Annotated in this window: 20 protein-coding genes; 7 read left to right on the top strand and 13 right to left on the bottom strand. The window is 68.5% G+C overall.

Annotated elements, in window-relative coordinates; genetic code table 11:
* Positions 1-23: 23 nt before the first annotated feature.
* The 6 genes from ABT313_RS23380 to ABT313_RS23355 are packed head-to-tail and all read right to left on the bottom strand — an operon-like array spanning position 24 to position 6,163.
* Entirely contained in the window at positions 24-1,358 is a 1,335-nt protein-coding gene (locus tag ABT313_RS23380) for a GH1 family beta-glucosidase (protein WP_350857449.1), read from the bottom strand.
* Positions 1,355-2,296, bottom strand: coding sequence for an aldo/keto reductase (locus tag ABT313_RS23375; RefSeq protein WP_350857446.1), 942 nt, complete (start codon positions 2,294-2,296; stop codon positions 1,355-1,357). The genes ABT313_RS23380 and ABT313_RS23375 overlap by 4 nt, the downstream gene beginning before the upstream one ends.
* The gene (locus ABT313_RS23370) at positions 2,293-3,069 is read right to left on the bottom strand and encodes a VOC family protein (protein WP_350857443.1); all 777 of its coding nucleotides are present in this window, start codon (positions 3,067-3,069) and stop codon (positions 2,293-2,295) included. Before ABT313_RS23370 ends, ABT313_RS23375 begins: the two co-directional genes overlap by 4 nt.
* Before the next feature lie 10 nt (positions 3,070-3,079).
* Complete coding sequence (locus tag ABT313_RS23365; RefSeq protein WP_350857440.1) at positions 3,080-3,901, bottom strand: carbohydrate ABC transporter permease; 822 nt, start codon at positions 3,899-3,901, stop codon at positions 3,080-3,082.
* Complete coding sequence (locus ABT313_RS23360) at positions 3,898-4,860, bottom strand: carbohydrate ABC transporter permease (RefSeq protein ID WP_350857437.1); 963 nt, start codon at positions 4,858-4,860, stop codon at positions 3,898-3,900. Before ABT313_RS23360 ends, ABT313_RS23365 begins: the two co-directional genes overlap by 4 nt.
* A 4-nt stretch (positions 4,861-4,864) precedes the next feature.
* Positions 4,865-6,163 (bottom strand): ABC transporter substrate-binding protein, encoded by a 1,299-nt coding sequence (locus tag ABT313_RS23355; RefSeq protein ID WP_350857434.1) that lies wholly within the window; start codon positions 6,161-6,163, stop codon positions 4,865-4,867.
* A 105-nt stretch (positions 6,164-6,268) separates the two neighbouring features.
* Between ABT313_RS23355 and zapE the strand changes: the two genes are divergently transcribed.
* The 4 genes from zapE (at position 6,269) to ABT313_RS23335 (ending at position 9,377) form a co-directional block, all read left to right on the top strand.
* Complete coding sequence (gene zapE, locus ABT313_RS23350) at positions 6,269-7,279, top strand: cell division protein ZapE (RefSeq protein ID WP_350857431.1); 1,011 nt, start codon at positions 6,269-6,271, stop codon at positions 7,277-7,279.
* A gap of 245 nt (positions 7,280-7,524) precedes the next feature.
* On the top strand, positions 7,525-7,842 hold the full coding sequence (locus ABT313_RS23345; RefSeq protein WP_350857428.1) for a hypothetical protein: 318 nt from the start codon (positions 7,525-7,527) through the stop codon (positions 7,840-7,842).
* 14 nt (positions 7,843-7,856) lie between these two features.
* Complete coding sequence (locus ABT313_RS23340; RefSeq protein WP_350857425.1) at positions 7,857-8,726, top strand: PPK2 family polyphosphate kinase; 870 nt, start codon at positions 7,857-7,859, stop codon at positions 8,724-8,726.
* A 45-nt stretch (positions 8,727-8,771) separates the two neighbouring features.
* Entirely contained in the window at positions 8,772-9,377 is a 606-nt protein-coding gene (locus ABT313_RS23335; RefSeq protein ID WP_350857422.1) for a DUF998 domain-containing protein, read from the top strand.
* A 2-nt stretch (positions 9,378-9,379) separates the two neighbouring features.
* On the opposite strand, the gene ABT313_RS23330 is transcribed toward ABT313_RS23335, so the two are convergent.
* Both ABT313_RS23330 and ABT313_RS23325 read right to left on the bottom strand, forming a co-directional pair.
* Positions 9,380-10,474: a Clp protease N-terminal domain-containing protein gene (locus ABT313_RS23330; protein WP_350857419.1), complete on the bottom strand. Its 1,095-nt coding sequence runs from the start codon at positions 10,472-10,474 to the stop codon at positions 9,380-9,382.
* Entirely contained in the window at positions 10,474-10,701 is a 228-nt protein-coding gene (locus ABT313_RS23325; RefSeq protein ID WP_350857416.1) for a ribbon-helix-helix protein, CopG family, read from the bottom strand. Before ABT313_RS23325 ends, ABT313_RS23330 begins: the two co-directional genes overlap by 1 nt.
* 52 nt (positions 10,702-10,753) lie before the next feature.
* Between ABT313_RS23325 and solA the strand changes: the two genes are divergently transcribed.
* Positions 10,754-11,878 (top strand): N-methyl-L-tryptophan oxidase, encoded by a 1,125-nt coding sequence (gene solA, locus ABT313_RS23320; RefSeq protein WP_350857413.1) that lies wholly within the window; start codon positions 10,754-10,756, stop codon positions 11,876-11,878.
* Here solA and ABT313_RS23315 read toward each other — a convergent pair.
* The 5 genes from ABT313_RS23315 to ABT313_RS23295 all read right to left on the bottom strand — a co-directional run bounded on the left by ABT313_RS23315 (position 11,875) and on the right by ABT313_RS23295 (position 17,365).
* Positions 11,875-12,669, bottom strand: a complete 795-nt coding sequence (locus ABT313_RS23315) for a sirohydrochlorin chelatase (RefSeq protein ID WP_350857410.1) — start codon at positions 12,667-12,669, stop codon at positions 11,875-11,877. The genes solA and ABT313_RS23315 overlap by 4 nt on opposite strands.
* On the bottom strand, positions 12,666-13,952 hold the full coding sequence (locus ABT313_RS23310; RefSeq protein WP_350857407.1) for a sulfate adenylyltransferase subunit 1: 1,287 nt from the start codon (positions 13,950-13,952) through the stop codon (positions 12,666-12,668). The genes ABT313_RS23315 and ABT313_RS23310 overlap by 4 nt, the downstream gene beginning before the upstream one ends.
* On the bottom strand, positions 13,952-14,851 hold the full coding sequence (gene cysD / locus ABT313_RS23305) for a sulfate adenylyltransferase subunit CysD (RefSeq protein ID WP_350857404.1): 900 nt from the start codon (positions 14,849-14,851) through the stop codon (positions 13,952-13,954). The genes ABT313_RS23310 and cysD overlap by 1 nt, the downstream gene beginning before the upstream one ends.
* A complete protein-coding gene (locus ABT313_RS23300) occupies positions 14,848-15,531 on the bottom strand; it encodes a phosphoadenylyl-sulfate reductase (protein WP_350857401.1) in 684 nt (227 codons plus the stop codon). Before ABT313_RS23300 ends, cysD begins: the two co-directional genes overlap by 4 nt.
* A gap of 142 nt (positions 15,532-15,673) precedes the next feature.
* Positions 15,674-17,365: a nitrite/sulfite reductase gene (locus ABT313_RS23295; protein WP_350857398.1), complete on the bottom strand. Its 1,692-nt coding sequence runs from the start codon at positions 17,363-17,365 to the stop codon at positions 15,674-15,676.
* Between the two features lie 414 nt (positions 17,366-17,779).
* On the opposite strand from ABT313_RS23295, the gene ABT313_RS23290 reads away from it, so the two are divergent.
* Together ABT313_RS23290 and ABT313_RS23285 are read left to right on the top strand one after the other, a co-directional pair.
* Entirely contained in the window at positions 17,780-18,349 is a 570-nt protein-coding gene (locus ABT313_RS23290; RefSeq protein ID WP_350857395.1) for an ArsR/SmtB family transcription factor, read from the top strand.
* Positions 18,346-19,539: an MFS transporter gene (locus ABT313_RS23285; RefSeq protein ID WP_350857392.1), complete on the top strand. Its 1,194-nt coding sequence runs from the start codon at positions 18,346-18,348 to the stop codon at positions 19,537-19,539. Before ABT313_RS23290 ends, ABT313_RS23285 begins: the two co-directional genes overlap by 4 nt.
* Position 19,540: the final 1 nt, after the last annotated feature.

The raw sequence follows: 19,540 nt of genomic DNA, 5'->3' as shown, positions 1-19,540 counted from the left end.
CCCAGCCGCCGCGCCCCCTACCCCTAGCTGAGGTGGTTTTTGAGCCAGCGGGCGCTTTTCTTGAGGGTGCGGGTCTGGGTGGTGTAGTCGACGTACACGATGCCGAAGCGGCGGCTGTAGCCCCAGGCCCACTCGTAGTTGTCCATCAGTGACCAGACGAAATAGCCCTTGAGCGGGAAGCCCTCGGCCACCAGGTCCTCGCACACGGTGATGTGCTGCTTGATGTAGTCGAGCCGTTCGTCGTCCTCGACGCCGCCGTCCTCAGTCACCGCGTCCGGGTACGCCGCGCCGTTCTCCGTCACGTACAACGGCAGTTCGGGCGCGAGCTTGTTGATCGTGACGAGGATGTCGCGCAACCCGCTCGCCTGGATCGGCCAGCCCATCTGCGTGCGGGGCAGCCCGGTGTCCACGGCGACGACGTTCTCGCTCCCCGGCTGCGTCGACGCGACCGGCGACGAGATCGGTCCGTCCGGCGCGGCGACTGTCGTCGGGCAGTAGTAGTTCACGCCGATGAAGTCGAGCGGCGCCGCGATCAGGGGCAGATCGGCTTCCTGAGCAGCGAACCACGACGTCATCCCGGTGTCTTCCAGTACGTCGGCCGGGTACCGCCCGGACAGCAACGGCTCCAGGAAGAGACGGTTCCGCAGCCCGTCGATCCGGCGCGCGGCGTCGCGGTCGGCGGGGGAGTCGGTCGCGGCGTGGATCGGCGCCGGGTTCAGCGCGATCCCGTACGACGAACCCTCGGAGCGGATCGCGTCGAGCGTCAGCCCGTGCCCGAGCAGCAGGTGGTGCACGGCCTTCAGCGCGTCGGCGCCCTCGGTCCGGCCCGGGGCGTGCTCGCCGTTCCCGTACCCGAGGAAGGCCGAGCACCACGGCTCGTTCAGCGTCATCCAGTGCTTGACGACGTCGGACAGCCCGTCGTGCACCAGGACCGCATAGTCGCGGAACCGCTCGGCCGTGTCGCGGTTCAGCCAGCCGCCGGCGTCCTCCAGCGGCTGCGGCAGATCCCAGTGATAGAGCGTCGCGTACGGCGTGACTCCGTTCTCCAGGCACGCCTCGGCCACCCGCCGGTAGAAGTCCAGCCCGGCGGCGTTCGCGGCACCCGATCCGCCCGGCACGATCCGCGGCCACGCGATCGAGAACCGGTAAGCGGTCAGCCCGAGATCCGCCAGCATCCGGATGTCCTCGCCGAACCGGTGGTAGTGGTCGTCGGCCACGTCACCGTTGGTGCCGTCCGCGATCTTGCCCGGGGTGTGCGCGAACGTGTCCCAGATACTCGGGCCGCGCCCGTCGGCGGAGACCGCGCCCTCGATCTGGTACGACGCGGTCGCCGCGCCCCAGGTGAATCCGCTCGTCACGTCGTCTCCTTCTCAACCCAGTACTGCCTGTCCGGGAGTAGGCTACCTAACCGGTTAAGCAACTCGTCCGGGAGGTCCACGGCCACCGCTGTCTCGAGCGCGTCGACCCGGGCCGGCTTGGTGATGCCGACGACCGTGCCGGCGATGCCCGGCTCGTCCACCGAGTGCCGCAGCGCCGCGGTCGCGAGGTCGAGGCCGTACTCCTGGCACGCCTTGTCCATCTCGGCGACCGCCTCCAGCACGGCCGGCGGCGCCTCGCGGTACGCGTACTTCGTCGCCCCGGCCGGATCGGCGAGGATGCCGCCGCCGTACACCGCCGCGTTCACCACCCCGATGCCCTCGGAACGAGCCCGCTCGAAGATGCCGAGAGCCGAGTGGTCGACCAGGCTCCACCGGTTGTGCACGAGCAGTACCTCGAAGCCGCCGAGATCCAGGTAGCGGGACAGCTCGCGGGTGTCCCCGCCCGCCAGTCCGACGTGCCCGATCTCGCCGTCCGCGCGCAGCTGCATCAACGTGTCGACCGCGTCCCGCATCGAGTCGAAGTCATGCCACTCGGGATCGTGCAGGTAGACCAACGGCAGCTCGTCCAGCCCGAGCCGCTCCTTGCTCTCGGCCACACTCTTGCGAACCCGCGCGCCCGAGTAGTCCCCGTCGCGGGCGTCGACCTTGGTCGCGACCAGGAAGCCGTCCGGCAGCCCGCCGTGCTCGCGAATCGCCAGCCCGATCCGCAGCTCGCTCTCGCCGTCGCTGTAGCCGTTCGAGGTGTCGATCCAGGTCAGCGGGCTGTCGAACACGCGCAGTACCAGGTCGATCGCTTCCTGCCGCGTCACGTCGTACCCGAACACCGCGGGCATGCTGCCTAGTCCACTGCCGCCGGCGCAGACAGCGGACACGGTCAAGCCGGTCGAGCCGAGCGGGCGGAGCCAGTTTTCTGTCATACCTCGGAGCCTACGGCGAATGCGAACCCGTCGCTGTCGACGTAGACCTTTGTCCCATCCGCGGCCGTCTCGGCCGGCAGGTCGGCCGGGTCGCCCACGAGTTCGGCGTACGCGAATCCGGCGACGTCGAGCTGCGGAGCACGCGAGCTCTTGCCGACCTCGTAGGTGAACACTTCGAGGACGGTGTCGCCGCCCTTCAGGTAGCCGATGTGGAAGCCGCGCTTGTCGTGCGGCTGCTCGATCGTGCCGATGAACGAGAAGCCGTAGTTCCGGTCGTAGTACGCGCTGGTGGCTTCCCGGTCCTCGATCGTCACCGCGACATGGTCGAACCGCGGCCGCGACGGTACGCCGAGCGCCCGCTCACGCGCGACCCCGTCGGCGTCCAGGACCTCGGCGTACTGCAGGTCGCCCTGGATCATCTCCAGCAGCGTGCCGTCCGGGTCGTAGAAGAAGCAGATCCGGACGTTGCCCTCGGCATCGAGCGGGTCGAGCTTGAACTCGACCCCGGCATCCTTGACCACGGCAGCCCGCTCGTCGATCCGGTCGACCTTGAAACCGATGTGCCGGAAGCCCTTCTGCAGGTCGTCCGGCGACCACGTGCTCTGCTCCCGGCCGTTGCCCACGGCCCGTAGTTCGACGGTCGCGGTGACGGCGTCCAGCACGGCGCGCTCCGGCGTGACCTCGCCGGCGACGGACAGCTCCAGGAACCTGGTGTAGAACTCCACCGAGCGGGCGACATCCGTGCAGTTGACGACGACGTTCTTGATCGGCATATGACCTCTCTCAGTTCTTGACGGCGCCGAGCATCATCCCGGCGACGAACTGCCGCTGCATCCGGACGTAGACGATGACGACCGGTACGACGGACAGCGTGAGGCCGGCGGTGAGGGCCGGCCAGTTCGTGGAGTACTGGCCCATCAGCGTGAACAGCACCGGCTGCAGGGGGAGTGCGTCGGTGTTGCGCAGGACGGTGTTGGCGATCAGGAACTCGTTCCAGGTCGAGAGGAACTGGAAGATCACCACGGTCGCGATCCCGGGGCGGGTCAGCGGCAGGATCACCCGCCGGAAGATGGTCAGCTCGCTGCCGCCGTCGACCCGGGCGGCCTCGATCAGCTCGTCCGGCAGGGTCTGGAAGAACGCCCGCATCAGGAACATCGCGAACGGCGCCGACCCGGAGATGTACAGCACCAGCAACCCGGCCTGGCTGTCGAGCAGACCGAGCGACTTGAGCTCGAGGTACAGCGGGATGATCAGCGCCGTCGACGGCATCATCAGTGTGGTCAGCAGCAGGACGAAGAGCGTGTTGCGGAACGGGAAGTCCAGCTTCGCGAACGCGTAACCGCTGAGCGTCGCGAAGATCAGCACGCCGATCACGGTGACGGACGTGATCCAGACGCTGTTCCAGAAGTGCAGCGGGAAGTCGATCGACGTCCACGCGTTCTTGTAGGCGACGCCGGTGAAGTTCCGCGGGATGATCGGGCCGTTGAAGATCGTGTTCTGCGCGCGCAGCGACGTCAGCAGCATCCACACGAACGGGAACGCCATCAACAAGCAGAACGGCAGCAGCACGAACGTCGCGAACGATTTGCCGAGCCAGCGATTCATCGGTCCGCCCTCCGCGTCAGCCAGAGCTGGGCGATGACCGCGAGCGTGCAGAGCACCATCGTCACGACGCTGAACGCGCTCGCGTAGCCGAGCTGCGGGATCGAGCCGGACGTCGACCCGAACGCCAGCGAGTACAGATACGTGCCGAGTACTTCGCTGCCGTGGTTGGGCCCGCCGCCCGTCATCACGAAGATCACGTCGAACGCCTTGAACCCGTTGAGCAGACCCAGGCTGACGATCAGGCCGGTGACGATCCGCAGACTCGGCACCGTGATGTGGCGGAACTGCTGCACCGTGTTGGCGCCGTCCATCTCGGCGGCCTCGTACAGGTTCGGGTCGATGCTCTGCAGGCCGGCGAAGTAGATCAGCATGTTGAAACCGAGCCCGCCCCAGACCGTCACCACGACGATCGCCGGCAGCACGGTCTTGTGGTCGGCCAGCCACGGATGCTGCAGGCTGTCCAGACCGATTGCCCCGAGCAACCGGTTGAGCGTGCCGATGTTCGGGTCGTAGATCAGTTTCCACAGCACCGCGGACACGACGAACGACACGATGCCCGGGATGAACAGGATCGTCCGTACGACGACGCCGACCTTCGACCAGACCACGTTCACCAGCACCGCGGTGACGAGGCCGAGGAACGTCAGGATCGCGGTCGTCACGCCGGTCAGCACCAGCGTGACGATCAGCGCCCGGCGCGCCACCGGATCGTGCAGCATCCGGCTGTAGTTGTCGAAGTGCACGAACCGCGGCGACCCGAACCCGCCCCACGAGGTCAGGCTCAGGTACGCCGTGTAGAGGATCGGCCAGAGCACGAACGCCAGGAATAACGCGAACGTCGGCCCGATGAACAGGTACCCCGCGATCCGCTGCGACCGCCGCAACGGCGACCCGAACCGGGACGACGTCCGCCCGGCGGACCGTCGTACGACGTCGTGCCGGGAGAGCGTTGTCGCCATCCGATCAGCCGCCCTTGGCGTTCAGGACCGCCTGCTGCATCGCCTTCGCGACCGCGGCCGGCTCGCCGGTGCCGTCGAAGATCTTCGCGAGCGGATCGCCCGCCGCGACCGAGCCGGGGCCGAACGGGATGTGCGGGCACCCGTCGCCGTCGAGCAGCCACGACGTCATCTGCTTCATGATCGGTAGCTCGATTCGGGCCGCGGCGCTCTTGGTGGCCGGCATCGAGTTCGAGTCGTTCATCGTGGGGGAGTACTGCTCCGCGGAGTACATGAACTTGAGGAACTCCAGCGCGGCGTCCTTGTTCTTGCTGTTCGCCGCGACCGCCCAGCCGGCGCCGGCCTGGTTCGCGGTCCAGTGCCGCTTGCCCGGTGCGATCGCGGGCGTCTTCATCACCTTGTAGAGCTTGTTGAACGCCGGTGTCGCGTCCTTGGTCAGGCCCTGCGGGGTCCAGCTGCCGTTGAACAGCATCGCGGACTTGCCGGTGTAGAAGATCTGCGGCGCCTGGTCGCCGCTGGTGCCCGTCGTTCCGGGCTGGAAGACGCCGCCCTTGACGATCCTCTGCTGCAGTTCGATCGCCTGGATCACCTTCGGATCCTCGTACGTCGCGCCGTCCTTGAGCTGGTCGAGCTTCAGGTAGTACGTCGGGTCGTCGGCGACCTGCGTGATCAGCGGCAGGAAGAAGTCGAGCGAGCTCGTCGTCGGGTTGCAGCTCAGCGCCACCGGGAACTTGCCGGTCGCCTTGATCTTCGCCGCCGCCGCGATCAGGTCGTCCCAGGTCTCGATGCCGTCTTCCTCGACGCCGGCCTTCTTCAGCATGTCCGGGTTGTAGAAGATGCCGAACGTCTGTGCCATCCAGCCGACCGCGTACTGCTTGCCGTCCAGGGTGTACTCCTGGTTGGCCGAGTCGAAGAAGTCCTTCAGGAAGTCGTCGCCGAGCTCCTGCTTGAGGTCGGCGGAGATCCCGCCGGTGCCGTAGGTCAGCGCCCGCGTGTGCGGCGCGAAGATCTCCGGTACGTCGCCGCCCGCGACCGCGGCCTGCAACGCCGGCAGGTACTGGTCCGGGGTGCCGAAGATCCGGTTCTCGATCTTGATGTTGCTGTGCGCGGCCTCGAACGCGCTGATCAGCTTGGGGAACTGGTCCTCCTGGTCGTTGTACCACGACCACATCCGGACCACGGCCTTCCCACCGCTCGTGGTGCCGCCGCTGTCACTGCCACCGCAAGCCGCGAGCGCGGACCCCAGGCCGAGGGCGCCCACTGCCGTCTTGAGAACCGTCCGCCGCCGCACGTGCTGTTCGCCCATCGGAGACTCCTCATCGATCGCCTACCAACTTCCTAACTGAAAGTAAGAAAGCGGTCAAGGTCGCAGCTGAGTTTCCGGAGATTTCCCTGCTTTAGGGTTGTCCGCATGGTGATCCGGTTGAGCGAGCAATGGCCGGAGGTGAGCCCCGACCGGCTGCTGTCGGAGTGCGTTCCTCCGCCGCGGTTCGCCGATGCTCGCTTCTCCACCTACCAGCCGAACCCGGACGAGCCGTCGCAGTCCGAGGTCTTGGCTGTTCTGACGGATCGCGCCGCGAAGCTGGCCTCGCCCCGGCAGACCTCCACGCTCTGGTCCAGACTCCGCCGGAAGGCCCCGGACCCAGGTAAGCAAGGCATCTACTTGGACGGCGGTTTCGGCGTCGGCAAGACCCACCTCCTGGCGTCGCTGTGGCACGAGTCGGCCGGCCCGAAGATGTACTGCACCTTCGTGGAACTCACCAACTTGGTCGGCGCGCTCGGTCTGCGGACAGCGGTGGACGAGCTCTCGTCGTACCGCCTGATCTGCATCGACGAGTTCGAGCTCGACGATCCCGGCGACACGATGCTGATCTCCCGCCTGATCGGTCAGCTCGTCGACGCCGGCGTCGAGTTCGCGGCCACGTCCAACACGCTCCCCGACAAGCTCGGCGAGGGGCGGTTCCAGGCGGTCGACTTCCTCCGCGAGATCCAGGCGCTGGCCGCGCACTTCGACGTACGCCGGATCGACGGCCCGGACTATCGCCATCGCGGCCTCCCCGTCGCGCCGGACCCGTGGCCCGACGAGAAGGTCGAGCGGGAAGCCGCTGAGCGTCCTAACGCCTCCTGCGACCACTTCGTCGACCTCCACCGCCATCTGGCCGAGCTGCACCCGAGCAAGTACGGCGCGCTCCTCGACGGCGTCGAGACGGTCGCGATCACCGACCTCCGCTCGCTGACCGACGAGAACGTCGCCCTCCGGCTGGTGGTTCTCGCCGACCGGATGTACGACCGCAACCTCCCGCTCCTGGCCGGCGGCGTACCCCTCGACCAGATCTTCTCCCCAGACATGCTCAAGGGCGGCTACCGCAAGAAGTACCTCCGCGCGCTCTCGCGACTCATCGCGCTTGCTCGCGCGGCCTGAGCCCCGGACGTGCTTCCCTGAGGAGATGAGCCGTCGGACGATCTCGCTGGGGTTGCTGGTGGTGGCGCTCGGGCTCCTGTTCGCGGGCGGCTTCGTCCAGTTCGACGACACCTCGGGATTCGGCGACGAGCAATGGGTCTTGCTGCTCGGCGGGCTCGCCGTCGTCCCGGCACTCGCGTCCGTCGCGGCCGCCTGGCCGGATCCAAGGGCGCCTGCTGGAGTTTGCGACCGGTCTAGTTGCCTTCGTGTTGATCGCGAACGGCGTACAACCGGCGCCGGCGGTGGAAGCAGGAGCCGCCGCTCAGCCAGGACCGGGCAGGTGGCTGGTTCGTACGGCGGTGTACCTGTGCGGGACAGTCGTTGTGGTGTTGGTGGCGATCGTTGCCGGAGCTGACTACTACACGCGGACCGAGTGCACGGAGGACGGCGATTGCCTGGCTGTGCTCGGCGGGTTCGTATGGGGCGCGGTCGCCGTACTCGCCTGCGGCCTGGCCGTCCTCGTGATCGAGATCGGGTTGTGGCGGCGTCGGCGGCGCAAAACCGCTGAAGTCGGGGGTGGATGAGGCAGGATGTGGAAATGGCGAAGCAGAAGAAGGGCGAGAAGGCTGCTGCTGGGGGACTGCGGGAACAGTTGCGGGTGCCGGCCGGGCCGGTCGACCTGACGACGTACGACACGCGTGCGACGCCGGGCTTCGACGGCTCCAAGGACGACGGCAAAGTGGCGCTGGAGGGGCTCGGCGCCGAGGTCTCGGACTGGCAGGAGCGGCTGTTCGCCGAGGGGCGCAAGGGAGGCACCCGCAGCCTGCTGCTGGTGCTGCAGGGGATGGACACCTCCGGCAAGGGCGGCGTGATCCGGCACGGCGCGGGGCTGATGGACCCGCAGGGCCTGAAGATCACGTCGTTCAAGGCGCCGACGCCGGCCGAGAAGCGGCGCGGGTTCCTGTGGCGGATCAAGCAGGCGCTGCCGGGCGAGGGGATGATCGGGATCTTCGACCGGTCACACTACGAGGACGTACTGATCGCCCGGGTGCGCAACCTGGTGACGCCGAACGTGTGGGACCGGCGCTACGACCAGATCAACGACTTCGAGGCGGAGTTGGCCGCGCACGGTACGACGATCGTGAAGTGCTACCTGCACATCTCGCCGGAGGAGCAGCGCACCCGGCTCGAGGCGCGGCTCGACGACCCGACCAAGCACTGGAAGTACAACCCCGGCGACGTCGACGAGCGCCAGCTCTGGCCGGACTACATGGACGCGTACCACGCCGCGATCGAGCGCTGTAACACGTCCGAGGCCCCGTGGTACGTCATCCCGAGCGACCGCAAGTGGTACCGCAACTGGGCCGTCACGACACTCCTCCTGGAAACCCTCCGCGAGCTGAACCCGGAATGGCCGGTCGCCGACTTCGACGTAGAGAAGGAGAAGAAGCGCCTGGCAGCAACCTGACAAGAGGTAGGTGGCCGAGCCGTCGGGCCACCTACCGTTACGCCCATGGCATCGCTCCTGGCAGTCCTCGCCGTCCTGGGCATGGGCGGCTATTTCGCCGTCTTCGCTGCGTTCCATGTGCTGCCGACCGGATACCACCCGGTTCGCCATGCCGTCAGCGACTACGGCGTCGGCCGCTATGCGTGGTTGTTCCGTTGGGCGCTCGTGGCGTCGTCGGTCGGCATCCTCGCCCTGGCTGGCGGGCTCGCGCTGGAGCCCGGCACGCCGACAGTGACCGTGCTGCAGCTGGTCTTCCTGTTCCTGATCCCGGTGACACGGGTCGGCATGCTGAGGTTCCCGACCGATCTGGAGGGGCAGCGACTGACCCGCTCCGGGCGACTGCACTACCTGTTCGCGATTGCCGCCTTCGCGTTGACGTACTCCGCGATCGCGGAGATGACGCCCGAGCTCGGATCGTTCGGCGCGTGGGAGTCCGCGAGCGGCTTGCTCTCGGTGCTGCGCCTTGTTGCTCTGGTGTCGCTCGTCCTGCTGGTGATCGCGCTCGTTCCGCGGCTGCGGGTGGTGTTCGGTCTGTTCGAGCGGGCGTTCCTGCTGAGCACAAACCTGTGGTTCCTGACCGCTGGGCTCTGCCTGCTCGTCGAAGCTGCGTGAGGTCAGCTGTCGGGGTCGATTTCGTGGCGGCGGAGGAGGTCGCGGAGGTTTGCGACCTGCTCGTGCAGGCGCTCGTTCTCGTCCAGGAGCGCGTTGAGCTCGTGGATGAGGTGGTGGCGCCGTCCGTACGTCGTCCAGCTGGCGCCGGCGCTCTCGGTGAGCATGCCGGCGACGAGTGACTCGGAGCGCTCGCGGTAGGTCATCCGCTGTTCGAGCTTGCGACGTACCTGATCGATGTCGGCGGCAAGCTTCGTGATGATCTGGCCGCCGACGCCGTCCCGATCGTTGAGGACGCCGAGGAGCAGATGCTCCGGCCGGACCTGCTCCGCCCCGCGGGCCTTCGACTCGCCCCACGCGTACTCGAACGTGCTCTTCGCGCGCGGGGTGAACGGGATCGACCCCTCGGCCGCGCTGTTCCCGCGACCGATGATCTCGACCACCAGCTCCTTCACCGCCGGTGCGCTGATCCCGACGGCGTTCAGGACCCGCGCGGCGATGCTCTCGCCCTCGGTGATCAGTCCCAGCAGCAGATGCTCGGTGCCGACGTACGCGTGGTCGAAGCCGCGCGCCTCTTCCTGTGCGAGGACGATGACCCGCCTCGCCGGGTCGCTGAACTGCTCGTACATCCGAACTCCCCTCCACCATTCCTGCTCGACATCGAAGGTCAGCGTCTCCTCGTCGAGCAGCAGCTCGAGCCGGAGATCCTCCTGCAGGTCCTCGGCCTTCACCGGCCGGTGCTCGAGCCGGCTTCGGATGAAGGCCCCGGCCTCGCGATAGCTCGCCTCACCGGACGCGATCCGGTCGAGCAGCTCGTCGACGTCCGCGACCGGCTCCAGCTGCAACTCGGCCCGATTCAGCGACACGAACTGCAGCACAACCGCGACGGCGACCACCCGGTTGGCCGCGTCGAACGGCCGCGACCGCACCAGCCCCGCGAGCATCACGCCCGCCGATTCGGCCAGCCCGCCGGTCAGCCGGACGCTGTCCAGCACCCTCTCGACCGCGTTCAGGTCGGTCCGCAGTACGGCGTCCGCCGAGCTGCACCGCAGCACCCGGGCCGCGACCGCGAGCACGTCGTACGGACCGAGGTAGCGCATCAGTCGTCACTCCGGAGCCGCCGCAGGGACTCCTCGTGGCGGCTGAGGTTCTCCTCCAGCAGCCGGCTGAACCGGGTGTCCTGCCGGCGCTGATCGACCAGCGACGCGATCGCCTCCCGCGCCACATCGGACACCGACCGCCCCTCCACCGAAGCCACGGTCTGCAACCGCTCGGCCAACTCTGGATCAAGCCGCAGCAGGATGTTCTTGGTCGCGTCCTTCGCCATAGATATCAAGATATCACGCTATCGAGGGCCCAGCTTGTGAAAGGGTTGGGCCATGCGAGCGGATGTCGTGGTGGTGGGGCTGGGCGCGTTCGGGTCGGCGGCGTTGTGGCGGCTGGCGGCGCGCGGGGTGGATGTGGTCGGGATCGAGCGGCAGGGGATCGGGCATTCGTTCGGGTCGTCGCATGGGGCGACGCGGCTGTTCCGGGTGGCGTGTATGGAGCATCCGGGGCTGACCGCGATCGCGCGGAAGTCGCTCGCGTTGTGGACCGAGCTGGGATCGCAGACCGGGGCGACGTACGTCCGCCAGACCGGCTCGTTGAACGTCGGTGGTCCGGGGAGTCGTCCCGTGAAGGGCGCGCGGCAGGCGGCTGCGGACGCGGGTGCGCCGACGACCGACCTGTCGCATGACGAGCTGCACAGCCGGTTTCCGCAGTACAACCTGGCGGCTGAGGACGTCGCTGTGTGGGACCCGGGGGCGGGCATCTGCTACGCCGAGCCGACCGTACGGGCGCACGTCGCGGAGGCGCAGCGGCTGGGCGCGACCGTCTATCCGCACACGATGGTGACGGCGATCGAAGTCGGTCCGGACGAGGTGACGGTTCGTACGCCGACCACGACCGTCACCGCGGACCAGGTCGTGATCAGTACGGGCGCCTGGCTGAGCAAGCTCGTCCCGTCGGCGCCGCTGTCACCGCGCCGTACGCCGTTGTTCTGGTTCCAGCCGAAGGACCCGGCCTCGGATGCGTTCCGGCTGCCGAACTTCCCGGCGTTCATCTGGGAGTTTGCCGACGGCAAGGGACTGTGGGGACACGGCTCCGACGAGGACTTCGGCGTCAAGGTCGGTCTCGACGGCGCCGAACGCGACCGCGACGTCGACCCGGACGAACTCGACCGCTACATCCACCCGCGTAAGGACATCACCGAGCTGTCGGCGGCGATCGCGGAGGCGTTCCCGGAGCTCGACCCGGAGCCGGTCAAGCTGATGCCGTGCATGGTGACGGACTCGCCCGACGGCCAGTTCCTGGTGGGGCGGACCGACGAGCGCGTGGTGATCGCCGGCGGCGACAGCGGCCACGGGTTCAAGCACTGCGCCGGGGTGGGGGAGTTGCTGGCCCAGATCACGACGAAGGAGACGCCGTACGCCGACGCCTCCTTCGTTGATCCGCTCAGGTTCTAAGCAGTACGGACGAGCTCCGGGCGGGCGATGACCGGGCGTGGCGCCGGCTCCAGCGTGAGCAGGTCGAGACCCGCGACACCGTACCGGAGCAGGACCAGGCGAGCCACCTCGGCACTGACGCCGAGCGGCGCCGACACCGCGACCGCACCGGCCCGGCGCGACGTCGACTCGGCCCGGTCCGGGAGTACGCCGGGCGCCAGGAACAGCGAACCGACCGCGACGTGCCGACGGCCCTCCAGACGCCACTTGAGGACGGCCTCGGCCGGCGACGGCGACGCGGCGCAGACGAACGCGGCCGTCACCGGGAGCTTGTGCCGCTGACCCCACAGGCGCGCGAGCCGGGTGACGCTGGCGTTCGCGTGCGAGTCGCTCGAACCGGCGCACGCCAGCACCAGCGCGTCGAGCTCGCGGACGCGCCCGTCCTTGAGCTCGGCCCGCATCCGCCGGTCCAGTACGTCGAGCAGCGTGTCGTCGTACCCGAGGACGTCGGAGGCGATGATCCGCAGGTTCGGGAACCGCGACCGCGCCTCGTCGACGACGGCCGGTACGTCGATCTTCGCGTGGTACGCCGACGACAGCAGCAACGGCAGGACGACGACCTCTTCCACACCCTCGGCGGCGAGCTTGCCGATCACCTGGTACGGCGTGGGCGGGCAGTGGTCGAGGAAGGAGGCTTCGATCCGCAGGTCGTCACGCGTCTCGCGCAGGCACTTCACGAGCGAGTGGACGGTGGCGGCCGAGCGCGGGTCGCGGCTGCCGTGGGCGAGGATCACGAGCGCTGGAGCAGTCACAGCAGTTCCCCTTCTTCGTCGTCGATCATGCCGGCCGCGAGCGTCCACCCGTCGTGGGCGTCGATCAGCAGGAACGATCCGGTGATGGTGTTGCGGGAGTACGGGTCGGCGGCCAGCGGTGCGGCGATCTTGAGTTGCACCTTGCCGATGTCGTTCAGTGCGAGCTCGGTGGCGTCGATGACTCCGAGCGTGTCGAGGTCCAGCGCGCCGGTGATCTTGGTGACGATCGCCTGCGCGGTGGTGGTGGTGTGCTTGATCAGCACGCGGGCCCCGACGGTCAGCGGCCGGTCGGACAGCCAGCTGACGGTGGCGGCCAGTTCCCGGCGGGTGCCGGGGGAGGCGCCGGCCGCGACGATGACGGAGCCGCGGGCGACGTCGAGGTCGTCGGCGAGCCGGACGGTGACCGCTTCGCCGGCGACCGCGGACGGCCGCTCGACCACCGCGGTGGAGGTGGCGGTGACGACGGCGCGGTCGATCCCGGCGACCGACGTACGCCGGCCGGCCGGCAGCACGATCACCTGGTCGCCGACCGATACGGTGCCGGAGGCAACAGTTCCGGTGTAGCCGCGGTAGTCGCGGTACTCGTCGTCGGTCTGCGGCCGGATCACGTACTGCACCGGGAACCGCAGCGGCTGCTGGGAGTTGTCGATCCGCCCGGTCGCGTTCTCCAGGTACTCGAGCAGCGTCGGGCCGTCGTACCAGTCCGTTGCGGCGGACTTGTCGACCACGTTGTCGCCGACGAGCGCGGAGACCGGGATCGCCTGGATGTCCGCGATACCGAGCTGGTCGGCGACCTCGTTGACGTCCTTGGCGATCTTGGTGAACACGGCCTCGTCGTACCCGACCAGGTCGATCTTGTTCACCGCGAGCACGACGTGCGGCACCCGGAGGAGTCCGGCAACCGCGAGGTGGCGCCGGGTCTGCTCGAGTACGCCGTGCCGCGCGTCGACGAGGATGATCACCACGTCCGCGGTCGACGCGCCGGTCACGGTGTTACGCGTGTACTGCACGTGCCCGGGGCAGTCGGCCAGGATGAACGAGCGCTTGTCGGTCGCGAAGTACCGGTAGGCGACGTCGATCGTGATGCCCTGCTCGCGCTCGGCCCGCAGGCCGTCGGTCAGCAGCGCGAAGTCGAAGTCGCCGCCGCGGGCCTCGGAAACCGTCTTCACGTGCGCGATCTGGTCGGCCAGGATCGCCTTGCAGTCGTGCAGCAGCCGCCCGACCAGCGTGGACTTGCCGTCGTCCACCGATCCGGCTGTTGCCAGCCGCAACAGGGTGCTCATCAGAAGTACCCCTCTCGCTTGCGGTCTTCCATCGCGGCCTCGCTGGCCCGGTCGTCGGCGCGGGTCGCGCCGCGCTCGGTGATCTCGCTGGCCGCGACCTCGACCACCACGTCGGCAGCGGTCGTCGCGGACGACGCGACCGCTCCGGTGCAGGACATGTCGCCGACCGTGCGGTACCTCACCAGGCGCTGCGTGACCGTCTCACCGGCGCGCGGCTTCGAGTAGGGGCCGACGGCAAGCAGCATGCCGTCGCGCTCGAACACGTCCCGCTCGTGCGCGTAGTAGATCGTCGGCAGGTCGATGCCCTCGCGCTCGATGTAGTTCCAGATGTCGAGCTCGGTCCAGTTCGACAGCGGGAACACCCGGACGTGCTCACCCGGCCGGTGCTTGCCGTTGTACAGCGACCACAGCTCGGGCCGCTGGTTGCGCGGATCCCACTGGCCGAACTCGTCGCGCAGGCTGAAGATCCGCTCCTTGGCCCGGGCCCGCTCCTCGTCGCGCCGGCCGCCGCCGAACACCGCGTCGAAGCGGTGCCCGTTGATTGCGTCCAGCAACGGGATCGTCTGCAGCTGGTTCCGCGTCCCGTCGGTGCGCTCACGCAGCCGGCCGTCGGCGATGTAGTCCTCGACCAGCGCCACCTCGAGCCGCAGCCCGAGCTGCTCGACGACCGCGTCCCGGTACGCGAGCACCTCGGGGAAGTTGTGCCCGGTGTCGACGTGCAGGAGCGTGAACGGCACCCCGGCCGGCGAGAACGCCTTCCGCGCCAGGTGCAGCATCACGATCGAGTCCTTGCCGCCCGAGAACAGGATCACCGGCCGCTCGAACTCCGCCGCGACCTCGCGGAACACGAAGATCGATTCGCTCTCCAGAGCATCCAGCTCCGTCACGGTCGCGGTCATGTGTGCAGCCCGCATTCGACCTTGCCCGTGCCTGCCCAGCGGCCGCTGCGCGGGTCCTCGCCCGGGGCGACTCGCTGGGTGCACGGCTCGCAGCCGATCGACGGGTAACCGTCGTACTGCAGGAGGTTGACCAGTACGCCGTTGTCCGTGATATAGCTGTCGAGGTCTTCCTGGGTCCACGGCGCGATCGGGTTCAGCTTCACCATGTCGCGCTTCTCGTCGTACTCGACGACCGGGGTGTTGGCGCGGGTCGGCGCCTCCTCGCGGCGGATGCCGGTGACCCAGGCCTTGTAGCCGGACAGGTACCGGTTCAGCGGCTCGACCTTGCGCAGCGCGCAGCACTTGTTCGGGTCGCGGTCGTGCAGCTTCTCGCCGTACTCCGCGTCCTGCTCGGCGACCGTCTGCTTCGGCAGCGCGTTGATCAGGTGGATCGGCAGCGTCGCCGCCACCGCGTCCCGGGTCCCGATCGTCTCGGCGAAGTGGTAGCCGGTGTCGAGGAACAGTACGTCGACGCCCGGCGCGGCCTGCGCCGCCAGGTGGGGGAGCGCGCCGTCGGCCATCGACGCGGTGACCACGAGCTCGTCACCGAACGTCTCGCGGGCCCACGCAAGCACCTCCACGGCCGACGCGTCGGCCAGCCGCTCGTTCGCCTCCTCGGCGATCGTCTTCAAATCACTCATTCCACCGTCACCCGCAACCCGATCATCTTCAGCTGGAACACCCGTGCACACGGCCGGCACTCCCACGCGCCATGGCCTTCCTCGGAGGGCCTGAGGTCCTCGTCCCCGCAGTAAGGGCAATAAAGAGGTGCCGCACGCTCGCTCACTGAAGTGCCTCCTGGTCCGCTCGGGTGACCCACTGGGCGAACCGCTCGCCCTCGTTGCGCTCCTTGAGGTAGTTCCGGGTGACGCGCTCGACGTAGTCGGTCAGGTCGTCCGCGGTGACCTTGTGGCCGCGGAGCTTCCGGCCGAAGCCTGCGTCCAGGCCGAGGCCGCCGCCGAGGTGCACCTGGTACCCCGGCACCTGGTTGCCATTGGCATCCATCACCAGCTGGCCCTTGAGGCCGATGTCCGCGACCTGGATCCGGGCGCAGGAGTTCGGGCAGCCGTTCACGTTCACGGTGATCGGCACGTCGAGGTCGGGGATCCGCATCTCGAGCTCGTCGATCAGCTGGGCCGCCTTCGCCTTGGTCTCGACGATCGCCAGCTTGCAGAACTCGATCCCGGTGCAGGCCATCGTGTTCCGCCGCCAGGCCGAGGGCCGCGCCTGGAATCCGAGCGCGCCCAGTTCGGCGACCAGGGACTCGACCTGGGCCTCCTCGACGTCCAGCACGAGCAGCTTCTGCTGCGCGGTGGTCCGGATCCGGTTCGACCCGTGGGCCGCGACCACGTCCGCGACCTGCGCGAGCTTGGCGCCCGACACCCGGCCGACGACCGGCGCGACGCCGACGAAGTACTTGCCGTCCTTCTGCTTGTGCACGCCGATGTGGTCACCCTGGACGGCGGGAATCTCGGGCGCGGGTCCGTCGATCAGCTTCCGGTTGAGGTACTTGGTCTCCAGCACCTCGCGGAACTTCTCCACGCCCCAGTCCGCGAGCAGGAACTTCAGCCGCGCCCTCGTCCGCAGCCGGCGGTAGCCGTAGTCGCGGAAGATGCTGGTCACGCCCCACCAGGCCTCGGCGACCTCCTCGCGGGGGATCCAGGTGCCCAGCCGCTGGGCGAGCATCGGGTTCGTCGACAGGCCGCCGCCGACCCACAGGTCGAAGCCGGGGCCGTGCTCGGGGTGTACGACACCGACGAACGCGATGTCGTTCACCTCCGGGACGACATCGTGCGACGGGTGACCGGTCAGCGCGGTCTTGAACTTCCGCGGCAGGTTCGAGAACTCGTCGGACCCGATGTACTTCGAGACGATCTCGTCGATGGCCGGCGTCGGGTCGATGATCTCGTCCGCGGCGATGCCGGCGACCGGGCTGGCGATCACGACCCGCGGTACGTCACCGCAGGCCTCGGTGGTGTACAGCCCGACGGCCTCGAGCCGCTCCCAGATGGCCGGCACGTCCTCGATCCGGATCCAGTGCAGCTGGATGTTCTGCCGGTCGGTGATGTCGGCGGTGTCGCGCGCGTACGTCGTGGAGATCTCGGCGATCACCCGCAGCTGCTCGGCGGTCAGCTGCCCGCCCTCGATCCGGACCCGCATCATGAAGTAGCGGTCGTCCAGCTCCTCGGGCTCCAGCGTCGCCGTCTTGCCGCCGTCGATCCCGGGCTTGCGCTGGGTGTACAGCCCCCACCAGCGGAACCGGCCGCGCAGGTCGGCGGGGTCGATCGAGTCGAAGCCGCGGTGCGCGTAGACGTTCTCGATCCGGGCCCGGACGTTCAGGCCGTCGTCGTTCTTCTTGTTCTCCTCGTTCTTGTTCAGCGGCTCGCGGTAGCCGAGGGCCCATTGGCCTTCGCCCTTTCCCTTGCGCGGGCGGGCGGGTTTGCGGGCAGCCGGGGAGGTGACGCCAGCAGTCATCGGGGGCGTGTCCTTGTCCTAGTGACAGGTGCTCACCGGGGTGCGGCAGGATCGAAGCGTCGTCGGTTCGATGCGTTCCGCGCGGTGCGCACCCAGCGGTGATCGGGAGGGATCAGGGGGCCGTCGTTGGCCCGGGCATGGGGTCGCTGTCAGAACATCGAAGGACAACAGATGGCGCTGCGCATCCGCCCGAGGTCGACATGAATGCGACCTACGAGGTGGGTGGATCGGGCAGCGAGCATGTCCACAAGCGTCAGCGTCAGCGGCCGACTTTGCAACTGTCAATCCTGCATCCTGAGACCCGATCTCACGATGTGGCTAACTCTAGCAGTCTGGTCGAGATTGATCCGAGCGTGCTTCTGGTTCCACAAGAACTCTTGCACAAGAGTTCTTGTGGAAGCTACGGTGCTGTCCATGACACCCGCCAACCGCAGGACGGTGACGCCGTCCGTGCTCGCCGCGATCCACCATCCGCTCCGCCGGCGGATGCTCGACCTGATCCATCTCGACGGTCCGGCGACCGCCTCCCGGCTGGCCGAGGCGACCGGCGAGCTGGTCGGCAACATCAGTCATCACCTCAAGGTTCTGAGCGCGGCCGGCGTGATCGTCGAGGCTCCGGAGCTCGCCAAGAACCGGCGGGAGCGCTGGTGGAAGCTGGGCGACACGTCGTCGTACTCCTGGTCGATCGCGGACGCCCAGGGGGACCCGGCCGGAGAGCTGGTCGCGGCCACCGCCGAGGATCAGAACCTGGCCCATCACGTTGCAAAGGTGCGCCAGTGGTTCGACATCCGGTACGAGTTCGACGAGCCCTGGGTGCGGGCGGCGTACGCGACCGAGAGATGGCTCACATTGACGCCGGAGCAGCTCGTCGAGCTGAGCGAGCGGATCGAGGAGCTGGTCCTCTCCTACCACGACAATCCCGCCGAAGGTGAGGACGCCCACCGGGTCTTCTTCTTCGCCCACGCGGTCCCCGCCCGGCCATGAGCGCGACGGTCTTCCCGCCGCTCCGGAGAGACCGTCGGGTGCACGGATGGATCATGTCGGCCGCGGTCTCGCAGGCCGGCGACATGGCCTGGTACGTCGGCCTCGCGTGGAGCGCGGCCCAGGTCACGACCCCGGCCGGCGCCGGCCTGGTGATGGGCATCGGCGCCCTGCCGAAGGCCCTGGTCCTCCTGTACGGCGGTGCGCTCGCCGACCGCTTCGACGGCCGGCGGACGATGATCCTCGCCAACCTGGCCCGGATCGTCGTCCTCGCGGTCGCATCGGTCGTCGTCGCGGTCTGGGGGCTGTCCCTGGCCGCACTGCTCGTCGTGGCGGTCGTGTTCGGCGCGGTCGACGCGCTGTACACCCCGGCGTCCGGCACGTTGCCGCGGCGGATGGTCCGCTCGGAGGACCTGGTGAAGCTGTCGGCCGGTTCGCAGCTCGCGCAGCGGCTGGCGATCTTCGTCGGCGCGCCGCTCGGCGGTCTGCTGGTCGCGCACGGCGGGCTGGTCACGGTGATGGTCACGGATGCGATCTCGTTCGCGGTGATCGCACTGGCGCTGGCGTTCCTGGTGAAGCCGCGACTCCCGCAGCCGGTCTCGACCGGCGGCACGATCCGCGCCGACCTCCGGGACGGCTTCGGCTACCTGAAGCGGGACGGCCGGGCGCGGACGCTGGTGATCGCGTTCTCCGGGCTCAACCTGTTCGTCGGACCGATTCTGGCCGTAGGCCTGGTGCAACGCACGCATGCGGCCGGGTGGGGTTCGGCCTGGTTCGGGTGGTTCGAAGCGTGCGCCGGTATCGCGGCGGCGGTCGGGGCGGTGGTGGCGATGCGCTGGAAGCCGGCTGATCTGGCCCGGTCGGGTCTGCTTGTGCTGATCGTCCAGGCGGCCGGCTGCGCGATGATCGGACTGGTGCCGAAGTACGGGATCTTCGTCGCGATGGCGATGATCGGCTGCACGGCCGGGATCGCGTCGGCCCAGTTGTCGGCGGCGTTCCAGCAGTCCGTCGACCCGGTGTACCTCGGTCGCAGCTACAGCATCGTGAACCTGTCCGACGAGGCGATCATGCCGGTCGCGATGACCGGCTTCGGCGCATTGATCAGCATCTCGAGCATCCCGGTCGCGTGTGTCCTGGTCGGCGTCGCGTTCGCCGCGCTGGTGGCGTGGGCGGCGGTCCGGGTGAACCGCTGAG

This window comes from Kribbella sp. NPDC000426 (genome assembly GCF_040300265.1).
GTDB lineage: Bacteria > Actinomycetota > Actinomycetes > Propionibacteriales > Kribbellaceae > Kribbella.
Note: the sequence above shows the minus strand (reverse complement) of the source record. Positions and strands in the feature narration are given on the sequence as shown.